The sequence below is a fragment of the Marivita lacus genome, assembly GCF_014637725.1.
In the GTDB taxonomy this organism is placed as follows: domain Bacteria; phylum Pseudomonadota; class Alphaproteobacteria; order Rhodobacterales; family Rhodobacteraceae; genus Marivita; species Marivita lacus.
Genome location: NZ_BMFC01000006.1, coordinates 179,686 through 196,128, shown reverse-complemented (window position 1 = coordinate 196,128; position 16,443 = coordinate 179,686). Strand labels below are relative to the sequence as shown.

General features: G+C 62.5%; 18 protein-coding genes. 12 read left to right on the top strand and 6 right to left on the bottom strand.

The features are described 5' to 3' along the window. Positions 1-55 precede the first annotated feature (55 nt). The 6 genes from IEV82_RS13490 (at position 56) to IEV82_RS13465 (ending at position 5,973) form a co-directional block, all read left to right on the top strand. Positions 56-1,984 (top strand): PhoX family protein, encoded by a 1,929-nt coding sequence (locus tag IEV82_RS13490; RefSeq protein ID WP_188482558.1) that lies wholly within the window; start codon positions 56-58, stop codon positions 1,982-1,984. Between the two features lie 267 nt (positions 1,985-2,251). Beyond that, entirely contained in the window at positions 2,252-3,925 is a 1,674-nt protein-coding gene (ctaD, locus tag IEV82_RS13485) for a cytochrome c oxidase subunit I (RefSeq protein WP_188482557.1), read from the top strand. A gap of 118 nt (positions 3,926-4,043) precedes the next feature. Beyond that, positions 4,044-4,265 (top strand): type II toxin-antitoxin system CcdA family antitoxin, encoded by a 222-nt coding sequence (locus tag IEV82_RS13480; protein ID WP_188482556.1) that lies wholly within the window; start codon positions 4,044-4,046, stop codon positions 4,263-4,265. Positions 4,266-4,267: 2 nt separating this feature from the next. After that, positions 4,268-4,567: a CcdB family protein gene (locus IEV82_RS13475; RefSeq protein WP_188482555.1), complete on the top strand. Its 300-nt coding sequence runs from the start codon at positions 4,268-4,270 to the stop codon at positions 4,565-4,567. 6 nt (positions 4,568-4,573) lie between these two features. Then, positions 4,574-5,065 (top strand): DUF2244 domain-containing protein, encoded by a 492-nt coding sequence (locus tag IEV82_RS13470; RefSeq protein WP_188482554.1) that lies wholly within the window; start codon positions 4,574-4,576, stop codon positions 5,063-5,065. An 11-nt stretch (positions 5,066-5,076) separates the two neighbouring features. Further along, entirely contained in the window at positions 5,077-5,973 is an 897-nt protein-coding gene (locus IEV82_RS13465) for a hypothetical protein (protein WP_188482553.1), read from the top strand. 38 nt (positions 5,974-6,011) lie between these two features. Here the strand turns inward: IEV82_RS13465 and IEV82_RS13460 are convergent, their stop codons facing one another. Next, positions 6,012-6,476, bottom strand: coding sequence for a GatB/YqeY domain-containing protein (locus IEV82_RS13460; protein ID WP_188482552.1), 465 nt, complete (start codon positions 6,474-6,476; stop codon positions 6,012-6,014). Between the two features lie 185 nt (positions 6,477-6,661). Here IEV82_RS13460 and carA point away from each other — a divergent pair, with 185 nt between their 5' ends. Beyond that, a complete protein-coding gene (gene carA, locus IEV82_RS13455; protein ID WP_373285223.1) occupies positions 6,662-7,825 on the top strand; it encodes a glutamine-hydrolyzing carbamoyl-phosphate synthase small subunit in 1,164 nt (387 codons plus the stop codon). Between the two features lie 65 nt (positions 7,826-7,890). Beyond that, a complete protein-coding gene (locus IEV82_RS13450; protein ID WP_188482550.1) occupies positions 7,891-9,702 on the top strand; it encodes a glycosyltransferase in 1,812 nt (603 codons plus the stop codon). On the opposite strand, the gene IEV82_RS13445 is transcribed toward IEV82_RS13450, so the two are convergent. After that, complete coding sequence (locus tag IEV82_RS13445) at positions 9,693-10,343, bottom strand: GntR family transcriptional regulator (protein WP_188482549.1); 651 nt, start codon at positions 10,341-10,343, stop codon at positions 9,693-9,695. The genes IEV82_RS13450 and IEV82_RS13445 overlap by 10 nt on opposite strands. Positions 10,344-10,445: 102 nt before the next feature. On the opposite strand from IEV82_RS13445, the gene IEV82_RS13440 reads away from it, so the two are divergent. The 3 genes from IEV82_RS13440 to IEV82_RS13430 all read left to right on the top strand — a co-directional run bounded on the left by IEV82_RS13440 (position 10,446) and on the right by IEV82_RS13430 (position 12,690). After that, positions 10,446-11,090 (top strand): pyrimidine 5'-nucleotidase, encoded by a 645-nt coding sequence (locus IEV82_RS13440; RefSeq protein ID WP_188482548.1) that lies wholly within the window; start codon positions 10,446-10,448, stop codon positions 11,088-11,090. Positions 11,091-11,178: 88 nt separating this feature from the next. Beyond that, entirely contained in the window at positions 11,179-11,424 is a 246-nt protein-coding gene (locus IEV82_RS13435; protein WP_188482547.1) for a hypothetical protein, read from the top strand. A 69-nt stretch (positions 11,425-11,493) separates the two neighbouring features. Continuing rightward, entirely contained in the window at positions 11,494-12,690 is a 1,197-nt protein-coding gene (locus IEV82_RS13430) for a UbiH/UbiF family hydroxylase (RefSeq protein WP_188482546.1), read from the top strand. A 46-nt stretch (positions 12,691-12,736) separates the two neighbouring features. On the opposite strand, the gene msrB is transcribed toward IEV82_RS13430, so the two are convergent. The 4 genes from msrB to IEV82_RS13410 all read right to left on the bottom strand — a co-directional run bounded on the left by msrB (position 12,737) and on the right by IEV82_RS13410 (position 15,236). Next, positions 12,737-13,210, bottom strand: a complete 474-nt coding sequence (msrB, locus tag IEV82_RS13425; RefSeq protein WP_188482545.1) for a peptide-methionine (R)-S-oxide reductase MsrB — start codon at positions 13,208-13,210, stop codon at positions 12,737-12,739. 106 nt (positions 13,211-13,316) lie between these two features. Continuing rightward, positions 13,317-13,886: a fasciclin domain-containing protein gene (locus IEV82_RS13420; RefSeq protein WP_188482544.1), complete on the bottom strand. Its 570-nt coding sequence runs from the start codon at positions 13,884-13,886 to the stop codon at positions 13,317-13,319. A 97-nt stretch (positions 13,887-13,983) separates the two neighbouring features. Continuing rightward, complete coding sequence (locus IEV82_RS13415; protein WP_188482543.1) at positions 13,984-14,697, bottom strand: anti-sigma factor; 714 nt, start codon at positions 14,695-14,697, stop codon at positions 13,984-13,986. Continuing rightward, positions 14,694-15,236, bottom strand: a complete 543-nt coding sequence (locus IEV82_RS13410; protein ID WP_188482586.1) for a sigma-70 family RNA polymerase sigma factor — start codon at positions 15,234-15,236, stop codon at positions 14,694-14,696. The genes IEV82_RS13415 and IEV82_RS13410 overlap by 4 nt, the downstream gene beginning before the upstream one ends. Positions 15,237-15,325: 89 nt before the next feature. On the opposite strand from IEV82_RS13410, the gene cobS reads away from it, so the two are divergent. After that, complete coding sequence (gene cobS / locus IEV82_RS13405) at positions 15,326-16,312, top strand: cobaltochelatase subunit CobS (protein WP_188482542.1); 987 nt, start codon at positions 15,326-15,328, stop codon at positions 16,310-16,312. The last annotated feature ends 131 nt before the right edge of the window (positions 16,313-16,443 follow it).

The following is a 16,443-nucleotide window of genomic DNA, read 5'->3' as shown; positions in this document are numbered from 1 at the left end:
GGGGCGGCGCCAGTCGCCGCCGACCGGTATAGGCAATCATCATCGGACATGGATCATGACACCCAAAGATATTCACGACCTTTCTGCAGACGAGTGGGACGAACTGAACGACCCGCGCCCCGAAGGCAATGATTTCGACAAGGTGGTCGAGCGCGCGATTTCCCGCCGCGGCTTCCTTGGCGGTGTTCTGGCATTCGGCTCGGGCGCGGCAGTCATGGGCACGGGGCTGCTCAAGGGCACCACTGCAATGGCGCAGCCCGCGTCGCGCTTCCCCTTCACGCCAATCGCGGCCCAGACCGACGGCACCGTGCACGTGCCAGAAGGCTACAGCTGGAAAACGCTGGTCCGCTGGGGCGATCCGCTGTTCTCGGATGCCGCGAATGCGTATGATCCGAAAGCAGGCGTGTCGGTCGAATTTGCCGACCGCGTGATGGGCGAAAACACCGACGGCATGGAACTGTACAATGTCGACGGGCGCGAGATCCTCGTCGTGAACAGCGAATACACCAACAACAAGGTGAACCTGCCGCACCGCGAAGACGGTCTGCCGGGCAGCCTTGATGACGTGCGTATCCTGCAGCACCTGCAGGGCGTGACAGTCATGGAACTGGCGCAGAACGATGACGGCTGGTCGGTCGTGCTCGACAGCCCCTACAATCGCCGCATCCACCACAACACGCCGATGACCTTCTCGGGTCCGGCAGCCGGTCACGACCTGCTCAAGACCGAAGCCGATCCGACCGGCATGGCGTCGCTTGGCACGATGAACAACTGCGGGTCCGGCCGGACGCCGTGGGGCACCTACCTGACCTGCGAAGAAAACTTCAACGGCTATTTCGGCGCCGCCTCCGAAGTGTCCGCCGACTCCATGGTGATGGATGGCTTCAAGCGGTACGGCGTGTCCACCAAGGTTGATGCTGGCCGCTATAACTACCACGGCTTCGATGCGCGCTTTGACGTCGCAACCAACCCGAACGAGCCGCACCGCGCGGGCTATATCGTGGAAATCGACCCGGCAAACCCGGACATGACCCCGATCAAGCATACCGCTCTGGGCCGCTTCAAGCACGAGAACGCCGCTTACGGCATCGCCGCCGATGGCCGCGTTGTGGTGTACATGGGCGACGACGAGCGTGGCGAGTTCATGTATCGTTGGGTCAGCAATGGCATCTACGTACCCGGCGAGGACACATCCTCCCTGCTGGTCGAGGGCACGCTGTCGGTTGCGGTGTTCGAAGACGACATGAATGGTCGCTGGGTCCCGCTGACACCGGCAACCACCGGAATGGACGCGGCGCATATCGCGGTCTTCACCCGCATGGCGGCCTCCAAGGTCGGCGCGACCACCATGGACCGTCCCGAGTGGATCGCCGTTCACCCGAACGCATCCGAGGCCTATTGCTGCCTGACCAACAACTCGCGTCGCGGTGTGTTGAACGACGATGGCACCGTGCGCACCAATGCCGGTGGCGATCCGATGACGGTCAACGCGGTCAACCCGCGTGACACGAACAAATACGGTCAGATCGTGCGTTGGCGCCCCGAAGGCGGCGACCACGGTGCGGATGGTTTCTCTTGGGATCTCTACGTGATGGCCGGCAACCCGACCGTTCACGCAGACGGCCCGATGGCAGGCTCTGCGAACATCAACGCGGGCAACCTGTTCAACTCGCCCGACGGCATGGTCATCGACTCGACTGGCCTGATCTGGATCCAGACCGACGGCGACGACGACAACGAAGGCGACTTTGCCGGCATGGGCAACAACCAGATGCTGGCAGGCGACCCCGTGACGGGCCGCATCGAGCGCTTCCTGACCGGTCCGAACGGCTGCGAAGTCACAGGCCTGTGCTGGTCGACAGACCGTCGCACGATGTTCGTCGGCATCCAGCACCCGGGCAGCAACTGGCCCGATGGCGAGGGCAACCTGCCGCGGTCTGCCGTGGTTGCCGTCACACGCGACGATGGCGGCCTGGTCGGCTAAGCCGGACCCGTAAACAAAAGAGCCCCGGACACCCGAGCGTGTCCGGGGCTTTTTTCGCTGAGCCGACTTATTATTTCCGATCAAATACTAAAGCTGGATCTTGACCCTTCCGGCACCACCGGATCGCGACCCTGCTGCGACAATAAAGTTTGATCTGCGTCAAATACGTCCGTTGCCGCGACCTGCCTCACATTCTAAAACGTATATGGAACAAATGGCGCCGGAGAATCCCTGCGCCTTTTTATTGGGAACCATCAGGAGGCAGATATGGCAGACGCCGCCATTCACGGCCACGAACATGAAGACCAGCGCGGCTTTTTCACCCGCTGGTTCATGTCCACGAACCACAAGGATATCGGGATTCTCTACCTGATCGCCGCCGGTCTCGCGGGCTTCATCTCCGTGGCATTCACCGTTTACATGCGCATGGAGCTTATGAACCCCGGGGTTCAGTACATGTGTATGGAAGGCGCCCGCCTGACCGCAGCGGCGGTCGGCGATTGTACCCCCAACGGACACCTTTGGAACGTGCTGATCACCGGCCACGGCATCCTGATGATGTTCTTCGTGGTGATTCCGGCGCTGTTCGGCGGTTTCGGCAATTATTTCATGCCCTTGCAGATCGGCGCGCCGGACATGGCGTTCCCGCGTCTGAACAACCTGTCCTTCTGGCTTTTCATTGCAGGCACCACGCTGGCGATCTGTTCGGTCTTCGCACCGGGCGGCAATGGCCAACTTGGGTCTGGTGTGGGCTGGGTTCTGTATCCGCCGCTGTCGACCAATGAGGGCGGCATGTCGATGGATCTGGCGATTTTCGCGGTCCACGTCTCGGGTGCATCGTCGATCCTTGGTGCGATCAACGTGATCACCACCTTCCTGAACATGCGCGCACCGGGCATGACGCTTTTCAAGGTGCCGCTGTTCGCTTGGTCGATCTTCGTCACCGCGTGGCTGATCCTTCTGGCGCTGCCGGTTCTGGCGGGTGCGATCACCATGCTGCTCACCGACCGCAACTTCGGAACGACCTTCTTTGACCCTGCTGGCGGTGGTGACCCGGTTCTCTACCAGCACATCCTGTGGTTCTTTGGCCACCCGGAAGTGTATATCGTGATCCTGCCGGCCTTCGGCATCATCAGCCACGTCATCGCCACCTTCAGCCGCAAGCCGATCTTCGGCTACCTGCCGATGGTCTGGGCGATCATCGCGATCGGCGCACTGGGCTTTGTCGTGTGGGCGCACCACATGTACACCGTGGGCATGTCGCTGACACAGCAGTCCTACTTCATGCTGGCAACGATGGTCATCGCGGTGCCGACCGGGGTCAAGATCTTCTCGTGGATCGCGACCATGTGGGGCGGCTCGATCGAGTTCAAGACACCGATGCTCTGGGCGTTCGGCTTCCTGTTCCTCTTCACCGTTGGTGGTGTGACGGGCATCGTGCTGTCACAGGCCGCCGTGGACCGGGCCTACCATGACACCTACTACGTCGTGGCGCACTTCCACTACGTGATGAGTCTTGGAGCCGTGTTCGGCATCTTCGCGGGGATTTACTTCTACTTCCCCAAGATGACCGGCAAGATGTATCCGGAATGGGCAGGCAAGCTGCACTTCTGGACCTTCTTCATCGGTGCGAACCTGACCTTCTTCCCGCAGCACTTCCTTGGCCGTCAGGGCATGCCGCGCCGCTACATCGACTATCCGGAAGCCTTCGCCTTCTGGAACTACGTGTCGAGCTGGGGTGCCTTCCTGTCCTTCGCATCGTTCCTGTTCTTCATCGGCGTGATCGCATGGAGCCTTGTCAAAGGCCGTGCCGAGACCGCGAAGAACCCGTGGAACGAATATGCGGACACGCTGGAATGGACCCTGCCCTCCCCGCCGCCCGAGCACACGTTCGAGCAGCTTCCAAAGAGGGAAGACTGGGAAAAGACCCACGCACACTAAGCTTGGCGTGATCTGAAACGAAAGGCCCCGGTGGAAACGCCGGGGCCTTTTGCCATGAAACCTACCGTTGTTTGCGGGTAGGTTTTGCGGTATGTCTTGGCACCAAGGAGAGAGCCTCATGCCGCGCAAATCAACCAGCCTCAGCCTCGATGCCGACCTGATCGCCCGCGCCAAGAACGCCGGAGTGAACCTATCCCGTGCCGCCGAGGCGGGGATAAAGGACCAGCTTCGCCAAGCCGAAGCCGACCGCTGGGAAGAGGAAAACAAGGACGCTATCCAGGCCTATAATCGCCGGGTGGAAAACGAAGGCCTGCCCCTCGACGCCTATCGGAAGTGGTAGACATGGCGCAGCAATATGATGTCTATCGCACAGCCAACGACACCTATGTGCTTGTCCTGCAAGCCGACACGTTCGAGAGCCTTGCCACCCGCGTCGTTGCCCGGCTGGTGTCGGACAACTGGCCTGAGCCACCGCTCAAGAACCTGAACCCGAAACTGACCTTGGGTGATGTGACGCTTCGATTGCTAACAACCGAATTGGCGACCTTGACGAAAAAAGAGCTTGGGACACGTCTTGGGTCGGCGTCTCACCAGCGCGATGAGATTGTTCGAGCGACGGATCTTCTGCTGACAGGATACTAAGCCCCCATGCCGTATACATGGACTGACACGTCCCAGGACAATCTGGAATTGCGCCTCTGGCCGCATCAATCGCTGCCCGCCTACGGGTTTGCTGCAACGATCCTCGGCATCTTCACCCTGTCCACGATTCCGCTTTACGGGTTGATCGGGACGGTGCTGCTCTGGGGCATCCTGCCCTTCATGCTGCTGGCGCTCGGTGCCATGTGGTACGCGCTTCGCCGCAACGAGCGCGACCTTCAGATCATCGAGGTCCTCACGCTGACGCCGGACGATCTGCACCTGACACGCCAGACCCGGACAGGTGCGCCGCAGGAATGGCACTGCAATCCCTACTGGACGCAGGTCAACATGCACCAGAAGGGCGGGCCGGTGCCCCATTATGTCACGCTGTCCGGTGCAGGCAGAGAGGTTGAGATCGGCGCGTTTCTGAGCGAAGACGAACGCAAAGAGCTATACGCAGAGCTGAGTGACAAGGTTCGGCGCATCGCGACCCCCTGACCCGAGGCTCCATGGCACAGGTTCCCGCCGTCCCGAAACTCACCCGCGCGCGGCATCTTCTGCGCACGACGCTGTTGGGACGGACCGATCCGACCCCGGACATGGCTCCGTCGGAACGTGCGGCGCTCGCCCTGCGCGCAACCGGGCCAAAACACGCCAAGGCGCGTCAGGTGACGTTTCTGGTGCCGCTGGTCGGACCCGATCAGGTGGGCGATTGGAACGCGGTCGTGGCACGGCTGCACACGACACTTGCTGGCTTCATCGCGCAGGACAATCCCAACTGGACCGCCGCTGTCTGCTGTCAGGTGCGGCCGGACCTGCTGGATGATCCGCGCATCACCTACCTGCCCTTCACCGACCGCACGCCCGGCAATGACAAGTGGCGCAAGCTGCGCGTGCTGTCAGAGGCGTTGCCGGAGCATGCACCGGGGCCGGGCTATGTGATGTCCTTCGACGCGGACGATCTGCTGCGGCAAGGCATCGTGGCCGAAATGCTGAACCGGCAGGAACCGGGCGGCTACCTCGTGCAGTCGGGATATGTCATGGACGTGGCGACGGGGGATATTGGCCTCGCCGACACGCGCAGCGTGGGCGCGCCGATGCGTAAACCGTTCTGGAAGCTCTGCGGCAGCTGTGCCGCCGTCTATCACGACCCGTCAGACCCCGCTTCGACAGCGTTTCTGGCCGAGATGACACAGCACGAGCACAGGATGTTTCCGTACCTCGCCACACTGGCCGGTCGCAGGCTGGCCCCGCTGTCGCGGCCGTCGGTTTTGTACATGCTGAACCACGGCGAGAATTTCGGCGCGCGGCGCGGGCGGGTCGGGTACAAGACACGGTTTGTGCAGAACCACCGGATCGACGATCCCGACACGCTGGCCGGGATCAGGCAGGATTTCACGTTCTGACAGGGTGCTGGACGATGCGGCCACGCATCGCACAGCGGTCAGGCGTTGGACAGCCGGTCCTTCACCATGCCACCCACCACGCCGAAATCCATCTGGCCGGTGTATTTCGCCTTGAGCACGCCCATGACGCGGCCCATGTCGCGGATCGACGACGCTCCGGCCTCGGCCACGGCGGCATCCACGGCAAGTTCCACCTCGTCATCCGTCAGCTTGCGCGGCAGGAATTCCTCGATCACGCCGATTTCCGCCAATTCGCGTTCGGCCAGATCAAGCCGCCCCGCCTCTTCGTAGGTCTTGGCGGTGTCCTTGCGTTGCTTGACCATTTTCCCAAGAATGCCAAGGACTTCATCGTCCCCAACCCCCTCTTCGTTGCCATCCCCACGGGCGGCGATGTCGCGATCCTTGATCGCGGCGTTGATCAGCCTGAGGGTCGAGAGCCGTGCACTGTCCTTGTCGCGCATCGCCTGTTTGATAGACGTGTTGAGCCGGGTGCGAAGGTCCATGAATTCCTATCCCATGGTTGAACGAGCGCGCACCTTAAGCGAGGACAACTTTGGACGCAAGCGCTGACGGTTTCCACTAAGCTATTGAAAAATATGGAAATCACATTTTCCCATCTCCCTTGACCGCAAGGCGGTGCAGCCGTAGGTTCCGGTCGATTTTACCCCTGCGGAGTCGCGCCATGTCCATGCTGTCCACCGACAAACCGACCGCCTGTCTTGCCTTGGCAGATGGCACGATCTTCTATGGTCAGGGCTTTGGCGCCACCGGGACATCGGTGGCGGAACTGTGCTTCAACACGGCGATGACCGGCTATCAGGAAATCATGACCGACCCTTCTTACGCGGGGCAGATCGTGACCTTCACCTTCCCGCATATCGGCAATGTGGGGGTCAACCCCGATGATGACGAAACCGGCGATCCGGTGGCCGAGGGCATGGTTGTCAAGTGGATGCCGACCCAAAGCTCGAGCTGGCGCGCGGTGCAGGAGTTGAGCGGATGGTTGTCTGCCCGCGGACGGATTGCCATCGGCGGCATCGACACCCGCCGCCTGACCCGCGCGATCCGGCAGCTTGGTGCGCCGCACGTGGCGCTTGAGCACAATCCCGAGGGTGTTTTCGACCTTGCCGCCCTTGTTGAAAAGGCGCGGGCCTTTCCCGGTCTCGAAGGGCTGGATCTGGCCAAGGACGTGACCTGCGTGCAATCCTATCGCTGGGACGAGATGCGGTGGGCATGGCCGGAAGGATATGTCCGGCAGACCGCACCCAAGTACAAGGTCGTGGCCATCGATTACGGCGCAAAACGCAATATCCTGCGCTGTCTGGCCAGTGCGGGATGCGATGTGACCGTCCTGCCCGCCTCGGCCACCGCCGAAGAGGTGCTGGCGCACAGCCCCGACGGAGTGTTCCTGTCGAACGGTCCGGGCGATCCCGCCGCGACGGGGGCTTATGCCGTGCCGATGATCCAGCGCATCCTGAACGAAACGGACCTGCCGATGTTCGGCATCTGCCTGGGTCACCAGATGCTGGCGCTCGCCCTGGGCGCCAAGACGGTCAAGATGAACCACGGCCATCACGGCGCCAACCACCCGGTCAAGGACACCGAGACCGGCAAGGTCGAGATCACGTCGATGAACCACGGTTTTGCGGTTGACAGCCAGACCCTGCCGACGGGCGTTCTGGAAACCCATGTGTCGCTCTTTGACGGGTCGAACTGCGGTATCCGCATGGCCGACCGGCCGGTGTTTTCGGTGCAGCAGCATCCAGAGGCAAGCCCCGGCCCGCAGGACAGTTTCTACCTGTTTGAACGGTTCGCGGACTCGATGGCGGTGCGCAAAACCACTGCGAGCTGAGCACGAGTTAACCTGCGCTTAACGGTTTGAACGTTAAGTGTCCCTCGGAATGGTCCGGGGGGCATATGTTCGGCTGGTCGCAATCACGCATCGAAACACCCTTTATGCTGGAACAGGCGCATCGCTCCGGCGGCGCGCTTCTGCCTGCGGTTTCGGGTGACGATGCAGGACGCGTGCTGCACACAGCCCGGCAGCTTGCCACCCGCCAGCGGCGGATCAACCCGGACACCTATCCGCCGGACCCCGATCTTGACCGCCTGCTGCCGCCGGATTTTTGCCTCGAATATCGCGTCCTGCCCTGGGGTCGCGTCGGGGATGCGATCCTGGTCGGCACCATCCCGGGGCGCGACCGCACGCAGTTGCGCGATGTTCTGGAACACGTCCTCGGGCCCGTTCTCTTTGCCGAATTGTCCGAGGAGGATCTGCTTCGGACCATCACCTACCGGCATGGCGACTACCTTGCCGATCTTGCCGAACGGCTTGTGCCAGATGACTACAGCTGCCGCGACATCAACAAGCTGACCCTGTCCCGCGCCCTTGTTGCGTCGCTGTTCTTCGGCATCAGCCTTGCGCTGATCTACGTCTTTCCCAATGCCTTTTTCGCTGGAATCACCGCCGTTGCGGCGGTCAACCTGCTTGCCACTTTGGGCTTCAAGATCGCGATGCTGATGGCGGGGTACAGGAAACCTCCGTCCCGCCCGGTGGATGTGCCGCTGGCGGAAAAACCCGTGGTCAGCCTGATCGTGCCCCTGTTCGACGAGGCCGCGATTGCGCATGCGCTGGTGCTGCGGCTGTCGCGCCTGACCTACCCGAAATCGCTGCTCGACGTGGTGCTGGTGCTGGAAGACAAGGACGAAAAGACCCGCGATATGATCAAGGCGGTGTCCCTGCCCGGCTGGATGCGGGTGCTGCATGTGCCCGACGGGAAGGTGACGACGAAGCCACGGGCACTGAACTACGCGCTGGGGCACACGCGCGGCGACATCATCGGCGTTCTGGATGCCGAGGACGCGCCCGCCACAGACCAGATCGAACGCGTGGTCGAGGCGTTTCATCTCTCCCCGCCCAATGTGGCCTGCGTGCAGGGCATCCTCGATTTCTACAACACGAAATCGAACTGGCTGACGCGCTGTTTCACCATCGAATACGCTGTCTGGTTCCGCATCGTTCTGGCGGGTGCCGCGCGGCTGGGCCTGCCGATCCCGCTGGGCGGCACCACCGTTTATCTGAAGCGCGCGGCGCTCAAGCATGTGGGCGGCTGGGACGCGCACAACGTGACCGAGGACGCGGATCTGGGCATCCGCCTGTCGCGCTTCGGTTATCGCACCATCCTGATCCCCACGGTCACACGGGAAGAGGCGACCAAAGGCCATCGGGCGTGGATCAGGCAGCGGTCTCGCTGGCTCAAGGGATATATCGTCACCTACCTTGTCCACATGAGACGCCCGTTCCGCCTGTTACGGGATCTCGGCCTGCGCAAGTTCATCGGGTTTCAGTTCTTCTTCCTGACCACCATCGTTCAATTCACGCTGGCCCCCGCGCTGTGGACATTCTGGCTGGTTCTTTTCGGCATCGCGGTGCCCTTGTTCGACGTGATCCCCGCCGATTGGGCAAAGGGCCTTCTGGCCCTTTTTCTTTTGGCCGAACTGGTCACTCTGCTGACCGGCTTCGTCGCCGTCGCGCGCACGCAGCACAAGGGCCTCATGCAATGGGTGCCCATGATGTTCTTCTACTTCCCGCTCGGCGTTCTTGCCGTCTACAAGGCGTGGTCCGAACTGGTGTTCAAACCCTTCTACTGGGACAAGACGGCGCATGGCCGGTCCGAACCGGACATCCCCGGCGGGGACATTCATGCAACGATCGCGGATCAGAGGTGATCCTTGGCCTTGGAATCCAGCTTGAGCCGCGTCACGAAGGCGACCGAGATATGATCGCGCAGCGCGCGGTAGGCCGCATCCTCGTTGCGCTGCTGGATGGCATCGACGATCACCTGGTGTTCGGCAAGAGCGATCTCGCCCCTGCCTTGGGCTGCCAGCGACGTGGTCGCCATCAGCGCCATCGACCGGTGAACCAGATCAAGCTGCTGCACGAGGAACCGGTTGTGCGAGGCGAGATGGATCTGCTTGTGAAACCGCCGGTTCGCGCGCGCCAGCGACGAGGGGTCGTCCAGCAGGGCGCGGTCGTCATGCACCATGTCCTGCAAAACCTGCACCTCTTCCTCGGTGGCATGACGCGCCGCCAGACGCGCCGCCAGCCCTTCAAGCTCGGTACGCACGACATAAAGCTCGGCCATCTGATTGTGATCGAGCGAGGCCACGATCAGGGACCGACCATCGCGCGTCAGCAGGGACTGGGTTTCCAGCCGCTGCAGCGCCTCGCGGATCGGCGTGCGCGACATCCCGAACCGTTCGGCCAGATCGCTTTCCACCAGCCGGTCGCCCGGTCGGTAAATACCAACGTCAATCGCCTCGAGGATCGACGAATAGGCGTCCTTCTGGGGCGGCTTCACATCTTTCATAGGGCGTGATCCTTGTTCAGTTCCCGCAAGATAGCGCCGCTTTGGCAAAAGACGCAAGTTGAGCCATTGCCGCGCCCGACCGGCCCGCCTATTCTTCATGACATGGTCAAAAACGCTTTTCATCACGTCCGCCACTGGGTGTTCGATCTCGACAACACGCTCTATTCGCCCGCTGTCCGCCTCTTCGACCAGATCGAGGTGCGGATGACGAAATTCGTCATGGACGCGCTGAGCGTCGACCATGCCGAGGCCAACTCGCTGCGTCTGCACTATTGGAAGACCTACGGCACCACGCTGGCGGGGCTGATGCGCGAACATGAGGTGGACCCGGCGCCCTACATGCACGATGTGCATGACATCGATTTTACCGTGCTGTCCGAAGACCCGTATCTCGCGTCGCTGATCAGCGGTCTGCCGGGGCGCAAGATCGTCTATACTAACGGGTCCGAACCCTATGCCCGCAACGTGCTCAAGGCGCGCGGGCTGGACGACATCTTTGACGCGGTCTACGGCGTCGAACATGCCGATTACCAGCCCAAGCCCGAACGCGGCGCGTTCGAGCGGGTGTTTGGCCGCGACGGCACCGACACGCGCAGCGCCGCCATGTTCGAGGACGATCCGCGCAACCTCGCGGCACCGCATGCGATGGGAATGCGGACCGTGCACGTGGCCCCCGACGCCATCGTGGCCGATCACATCCACCACCACACGGCGGACTTGAACGAATTCCTGGCCCGCCTGACCTGACAGGCGACGCGCTGCATTGCGGCAATTTGCCAGTTTCAACACGCGGCGGGCTGCCTATCTTTCATGCAGACAGAATGAAGGGTCCGACATGTCCAGTTCCGAAACTGCCCCCGCGCCGCGCCGCAACCCGTTCTACGCCATCCCGGTTTTCGGCTGGATCGCCCGCGATCTGAACGAAGGCCCGGAGGACACGATCTATTACCTGCTGGTCGCGTTGGTGACCCTCGTGGTGCTGGCCGTGATGAAATGGGGCATTGTCGCGTTGACAATGGCGGCGCTGGCGATGGTGCCGGTGGTGATGATCATCCTGCTTCTGATCACCGTCGGAAAATAGGGTGCTTACGCATCAATTGCCCTGCCCAGCGTATAAGCCGGGTTCGATATCCAAGCGAAAGGCCACGCCATGACATATGACATCGTTGTCTCCGGGGGCGGCATTGCCGGGCTGGCCGCAGCGGCGGCGTTCGGGGCCGAGGGCCATTCGGTCCTGTGTCTTGATCCTGCGCCACCCGTGACCGACCGCAACGCCGAAGGGGCAGACCTGCGGACCACCGCGTTCCTGCAACCGGCGCAGGCGTTTCTGGACGAGATCGGCCTTTGGGCGCGGCTGGCGGATCACGCGATGCCGCTTCAGGTCATGCGGATCGTCGATGCGGGGGGCGAAGAAGCGAAAGCGCGCGTGACCAAGGAATTCAACGCCTCCGACATTTCGGACAAGCCGTTCGGGTGGAACCTGCCAAACTGGCTCTTGCGCCGGGAGTTCGTCGCGCATCTCGATGCGATGCAGAATGTCACCTTTCGCGCGGGCGTGGGCACGGTATCGCTTTTTACCCGCGAGGCCGAGGCCCGTGTAGGCCTCAGCGACGGGACCAAGGTGCGCTGCAAACTGGTGATCGCTGCGGATGGGCGCAATTCACCGATGCGCAAGGCGGCGGGCATCGACGCACAAACCACCCGGTTCGGCCAAAAGGCGCTGGCCTTCGCGGTGACACATCCGATTCCGCATGGCAACGTGTCGACCGAGATCCATCGCACCGGTGGGCCGTTCACGTTCGTGCCGCTGCCTGATCTCGACGGGCGTCCCTCGTCTGCGATTGTCTGGATGGAGGAAGGGCCGAACGCCGAGGCGCTGCTGGCGCTGGACACGGATGCGTTCGAAGAGGCGATGACCGCGCGGTCCTGCAGCCTGTTCGGGCCCCTGACGCTGGCATCGCGCCGCACGATCTGGCCGATCATCAGCCAGCATGCCGACCGGCTGAGCGGCGAGCGGCTGGCGCTGGTCGCCGAGGCCGCGCACGTGGTGCCGCCCATCGGGGCGCAGGGGCTGAACATGAGCCTCAAGGACATCGGCGCGCTGCGCGATCTTGCGCGTCAGGCGGGGGGCGACATCGGCAATCGCAAGATGCTGGACGCCTACCACCAGAACCGCATCGCGGATATCCGGGCGCGGGTCGCGGGGATCACCCTGCTGAACCGCACCTCTATGCTGAGCGCGCAGCCGCTGCGTGATATTCGGGCAACAGGGCTGGATGCGCTTTATACGCTCAAGCCGGTGCGCAAGACGTTGATGCAATTGGGGTTGGGCGCGCGGGGCGCGTAGAGTTTGCAAACCCGATCCGTCGGTTTGCAAACTCCGAGGCGAAGCGTCAGGCTGCGCGGAAGGTCAGGCTGACGCCGTTGATGCAATGACGCTTGCCGGTCGGCTGGGGGCCATCGTCGAAGATGTGACCCAGATGGCTGCCGCAGCGGCGGCAATGGCATTCTGTGCGCACCACGAAGAGCGATCGATCGGGTTTCGTGCCAATGGCATTGCTCTGGCCCTGCCAGAAGCTGGGCCAGCCCGTGCGGCTGTCGTATTTGTGCTCGGAGGCGTAAAGCGGAAGATCACAGCCCTTGCACAGGAACATGCCATCGCGGTTTTCGTCGTTCAGCGGGGACGAGAAGGCACGCTCGGTGCCCTCTTCGCGCATCACGCGATATTCCAGCGAGGTCAGCATCGCTTTCCACTCGGCCTTGGACCGCGTGATTTCGAACGTGCCTTCGGCAGCGCCCGCGCTTTTCGCCATGGCACCCAGGCCAAGGGCGGCAGCCGCGGTCTGCAGGAAATGTCGTCTCAACATCTGGTCCTCCTTCGTTGGTATAAGAGTGTGCCCCAGCCCGTCAGTCCACAAGACCGGGACACACACTTTTGCGCGATCTCTCACACCCCGCATGGGGGTTGGGGCGCTATTGAGCCGGCAAAAGCACGCGGTCGATCACGTGGATGACGCCGTTCGACTGGCGCACATCGGCAATCGTGACAGTGGCGTCACGCCCGTTCTCGTCCGTAAGGGTGATGCTGGAGCCGTCCATCTTGGCCTGCAGGGTGCAGCCGCCCACGGTCTGAACGGCATGCGCGCCGTTATCATCCGCGATCATGCCCGCGATGGCATCGGACATCGCGTTTGCGGCAACCACGTGACAGGTCAGGATTTGCGTCAGCTGCGCCTTGGCTTCGGGCTGCAGCAGCGCGTTCAGCGACGCATCCGAAATGCGATCAAAGGCTGCATTGGTGGGGGCGAACACGGTGAACGGGCCTTCGCTCATCAATGTGTCCACCAGCCCGGCGGCCTTGACCGCGGCGACCAGCGTGGTGTGATCGGCCGAATTCACCGCGTTCTCGACGATGTTCATCTCGGGGAACATCGCAGCTCCCCCAACCATCGGGTTCCCGGTTGCGGCATGGCTTTCGGCAAAGGCGGCCCCGGCAAGGGTCGTGGCGGCCAGAGCGGCGGTGATCAGTGTCTTGAATGTCATATCGTCCTCCAGTTTACCCCGCCAGGTCTCTGTGCGGGTCGGACAAAGACACGGGCCTCAGACGGCCCGCGTTTCAAGAAACGTGATCACATGATCATCACGAGGACGTGAGCTGCCCTGCGGCGCGCACCGCACCTGTGGGCGCACCTGTCGGTGATCCTCCGGGCGGTTCGTCGGATACTGCCAGAACCGCGCCGGGCATCAGCGCCAGCACCTCCTGCGGCAGGTCGATGATCGTGCTGGTGTCATCCCGAAGCAGGCCCAGCGACACCGGAGCGGCATCCCCGGCGATGAGCCACAGTTCGAAAACCCGGCCCTCGGGTGGCGTGCCTGCCGCGCGGATCACCTGAACGGCTCCGCGCGAGGTGTCGACATCGGCGCGGATCACCAGACCTTCGCCATCGGGCGTGGGCGCCAGTTCAGCCACGAGATCGGCGCGCAGCGCGTCTTCTTCGGGCGTGATGAGCCCGCTGCTGACCGCCAGCCACAAGGCCAGCGCCGCCGCGACACCACCCAACCCGTAGGGCCAGATCTGCTGCCAGAAGGATCGTTTCTCGGGTTTGAAGAGGCGGGTCTGCAACCGTTTGGCCACTTGAGCCGAGGGCGCGACCTCGTCTACCTCGTCAAGGATCACGGTGGCGAATTGTTCGTGCCACGCAATCACTTCGGCGCGCAGGTCGGCATCGCTCGCCATCCGCGCCTCGAAGGCCGTGCGTTCGGTGTCTGGCAAAAGACCCAGCGTGTATTCGGCCGCCAGAACGCGGTCATCGTCATCTTCGGGGTCAATGGGGGGCGTTGTCTGGTCGCTCATCGGCTCAAACACTCTCGAAGGGCCAAGAGGCTGCGGCGCAGCCAGGTGCGAATGGTGTTCAGGTTGACCCCCGTTGCCTCGGAAAGGTCGGCATAGCTGTCGCCGTCGAGATAGGCGCGGCGCACAAGGTGTGCGCGGGCGCGGGGCAGTTCATCCAGACAGGCGGTGATTTGCCGCGCATCGGCAGCGGCGACCGCAGTGGCTTCGGGTCCGGGTTTGCTGTCGGGCAAAAGATCGGCTGTCTCGATGGGAATCGGCGGCAGTCTGAGCGCACGGCGACGGTCCACCGCGCGGTTGCGGGTGATCGTGATCAGCCAGGTCATCGGGGAATACCCGTTGACCCTGTAACTGTCTGCCTTGTTCCACACCGTCACAAACACGTCCTGCAATACCTCTTCCGCTTCTGCGCGATCATTCAAAACACGCAGACAGACGCCAAAGAGTTTCGCCGAGGTCCGATCATAAAGGCGATTGAACGCCGAACGGTCGCCCATCGCTACGCGGGCAATGAGGTTTTCCACCTCTTCGTTGGGCGTCATCACTGAATTCCCCTGCCCTTTCCCTTGCTCCTCCCGCCAATATGTTGCACCACTCACGCAAAACCCAAGCTTAGAAGGATGTCCGCAACATGGCCGACGGGACGATCGACATCAACGCCAAACCGACAGAAGAAATTTCCGTACGCGAGGTGTTTGGCATTGATACGGACATGATTGTCCACGGCTTTCCCGAACGCACGGAGCGCGTGCCCGATGTCGACAGCACCTACAAGTTCGACCCGGACACGACGCTGGCGATTCTCGCGGGGTTTCGCAACAACCGCCGCGTGATGATCCAGGGCTATCACGGCACCGGCAAGTCGACCCATATCGAACAGATCGCGTCGCGGCTCAACTGGCCCTGCGTGCGCGTCAACCTCGACAGCCATATCAGCCGCATCGACCTGATCGGCAAGGACGCGATCAAGCTGGTCGAGGGCAAGCAGGTCACGCAGTTCCAGGAAGGCATCCTGCCCTGGGCGTTGCGCAACCCCACCGCCATCGTGTTCGACGAATATGATGCCGGTCGCGCCGACGTGATGTTCGTGATCCAGCGGGTTCTGGAAACCGACGGCAAGCTGACGCTGCTCGACCAGAACCAGGTCATCACCCCGCACAAGTATTTCCGCATCTTCGCCACCGCCAACACGGTGGGCCTTGGGGACACGACGGGTCTCTACCACGGCACCCAACAGATCAACCAGGGCCAGATGGACCGCTGGTCGCTGGTGGCAACGCTGAACTACCTGTCGATCGATGCCGAGACCTCGATCGTTCTGTCGAAGGCACCGCATTACAACACCGAGAAGGGCCGCAAGATCGTGCGCCAGATGGTCACGGTCGCGGATCTGTCGCGCACCGCGTTCATGTCCGGCGACCTGTCGACGGTGATGAGCCCCCGGACCGTGATCGCCTGGGCGCAGAACGCGGAGATCTTCCGCGATGTGGGCTACGCCTTCCGCGTGTCGTTCCTCAACAAATGCGACGAGCTGGAGCGCCAGACCGTGGCCGAGTTCTACCAGCGCTGCTTTGACGAAGAGCTGCCCGAGAGCGCGGCCTCCCTGAGCTTGGGCTGATGGGTATCGGATCGGCGGGGCCGATCCGACGTGCTGGGGGCTCTGCCCCCAGACCCCCGAGGTATTTGGAAACCGAAGAAGTTCAGGCCTTGCGCGTCAGGTCAAGGCTCGCGGTATTGCACGCCAACAAG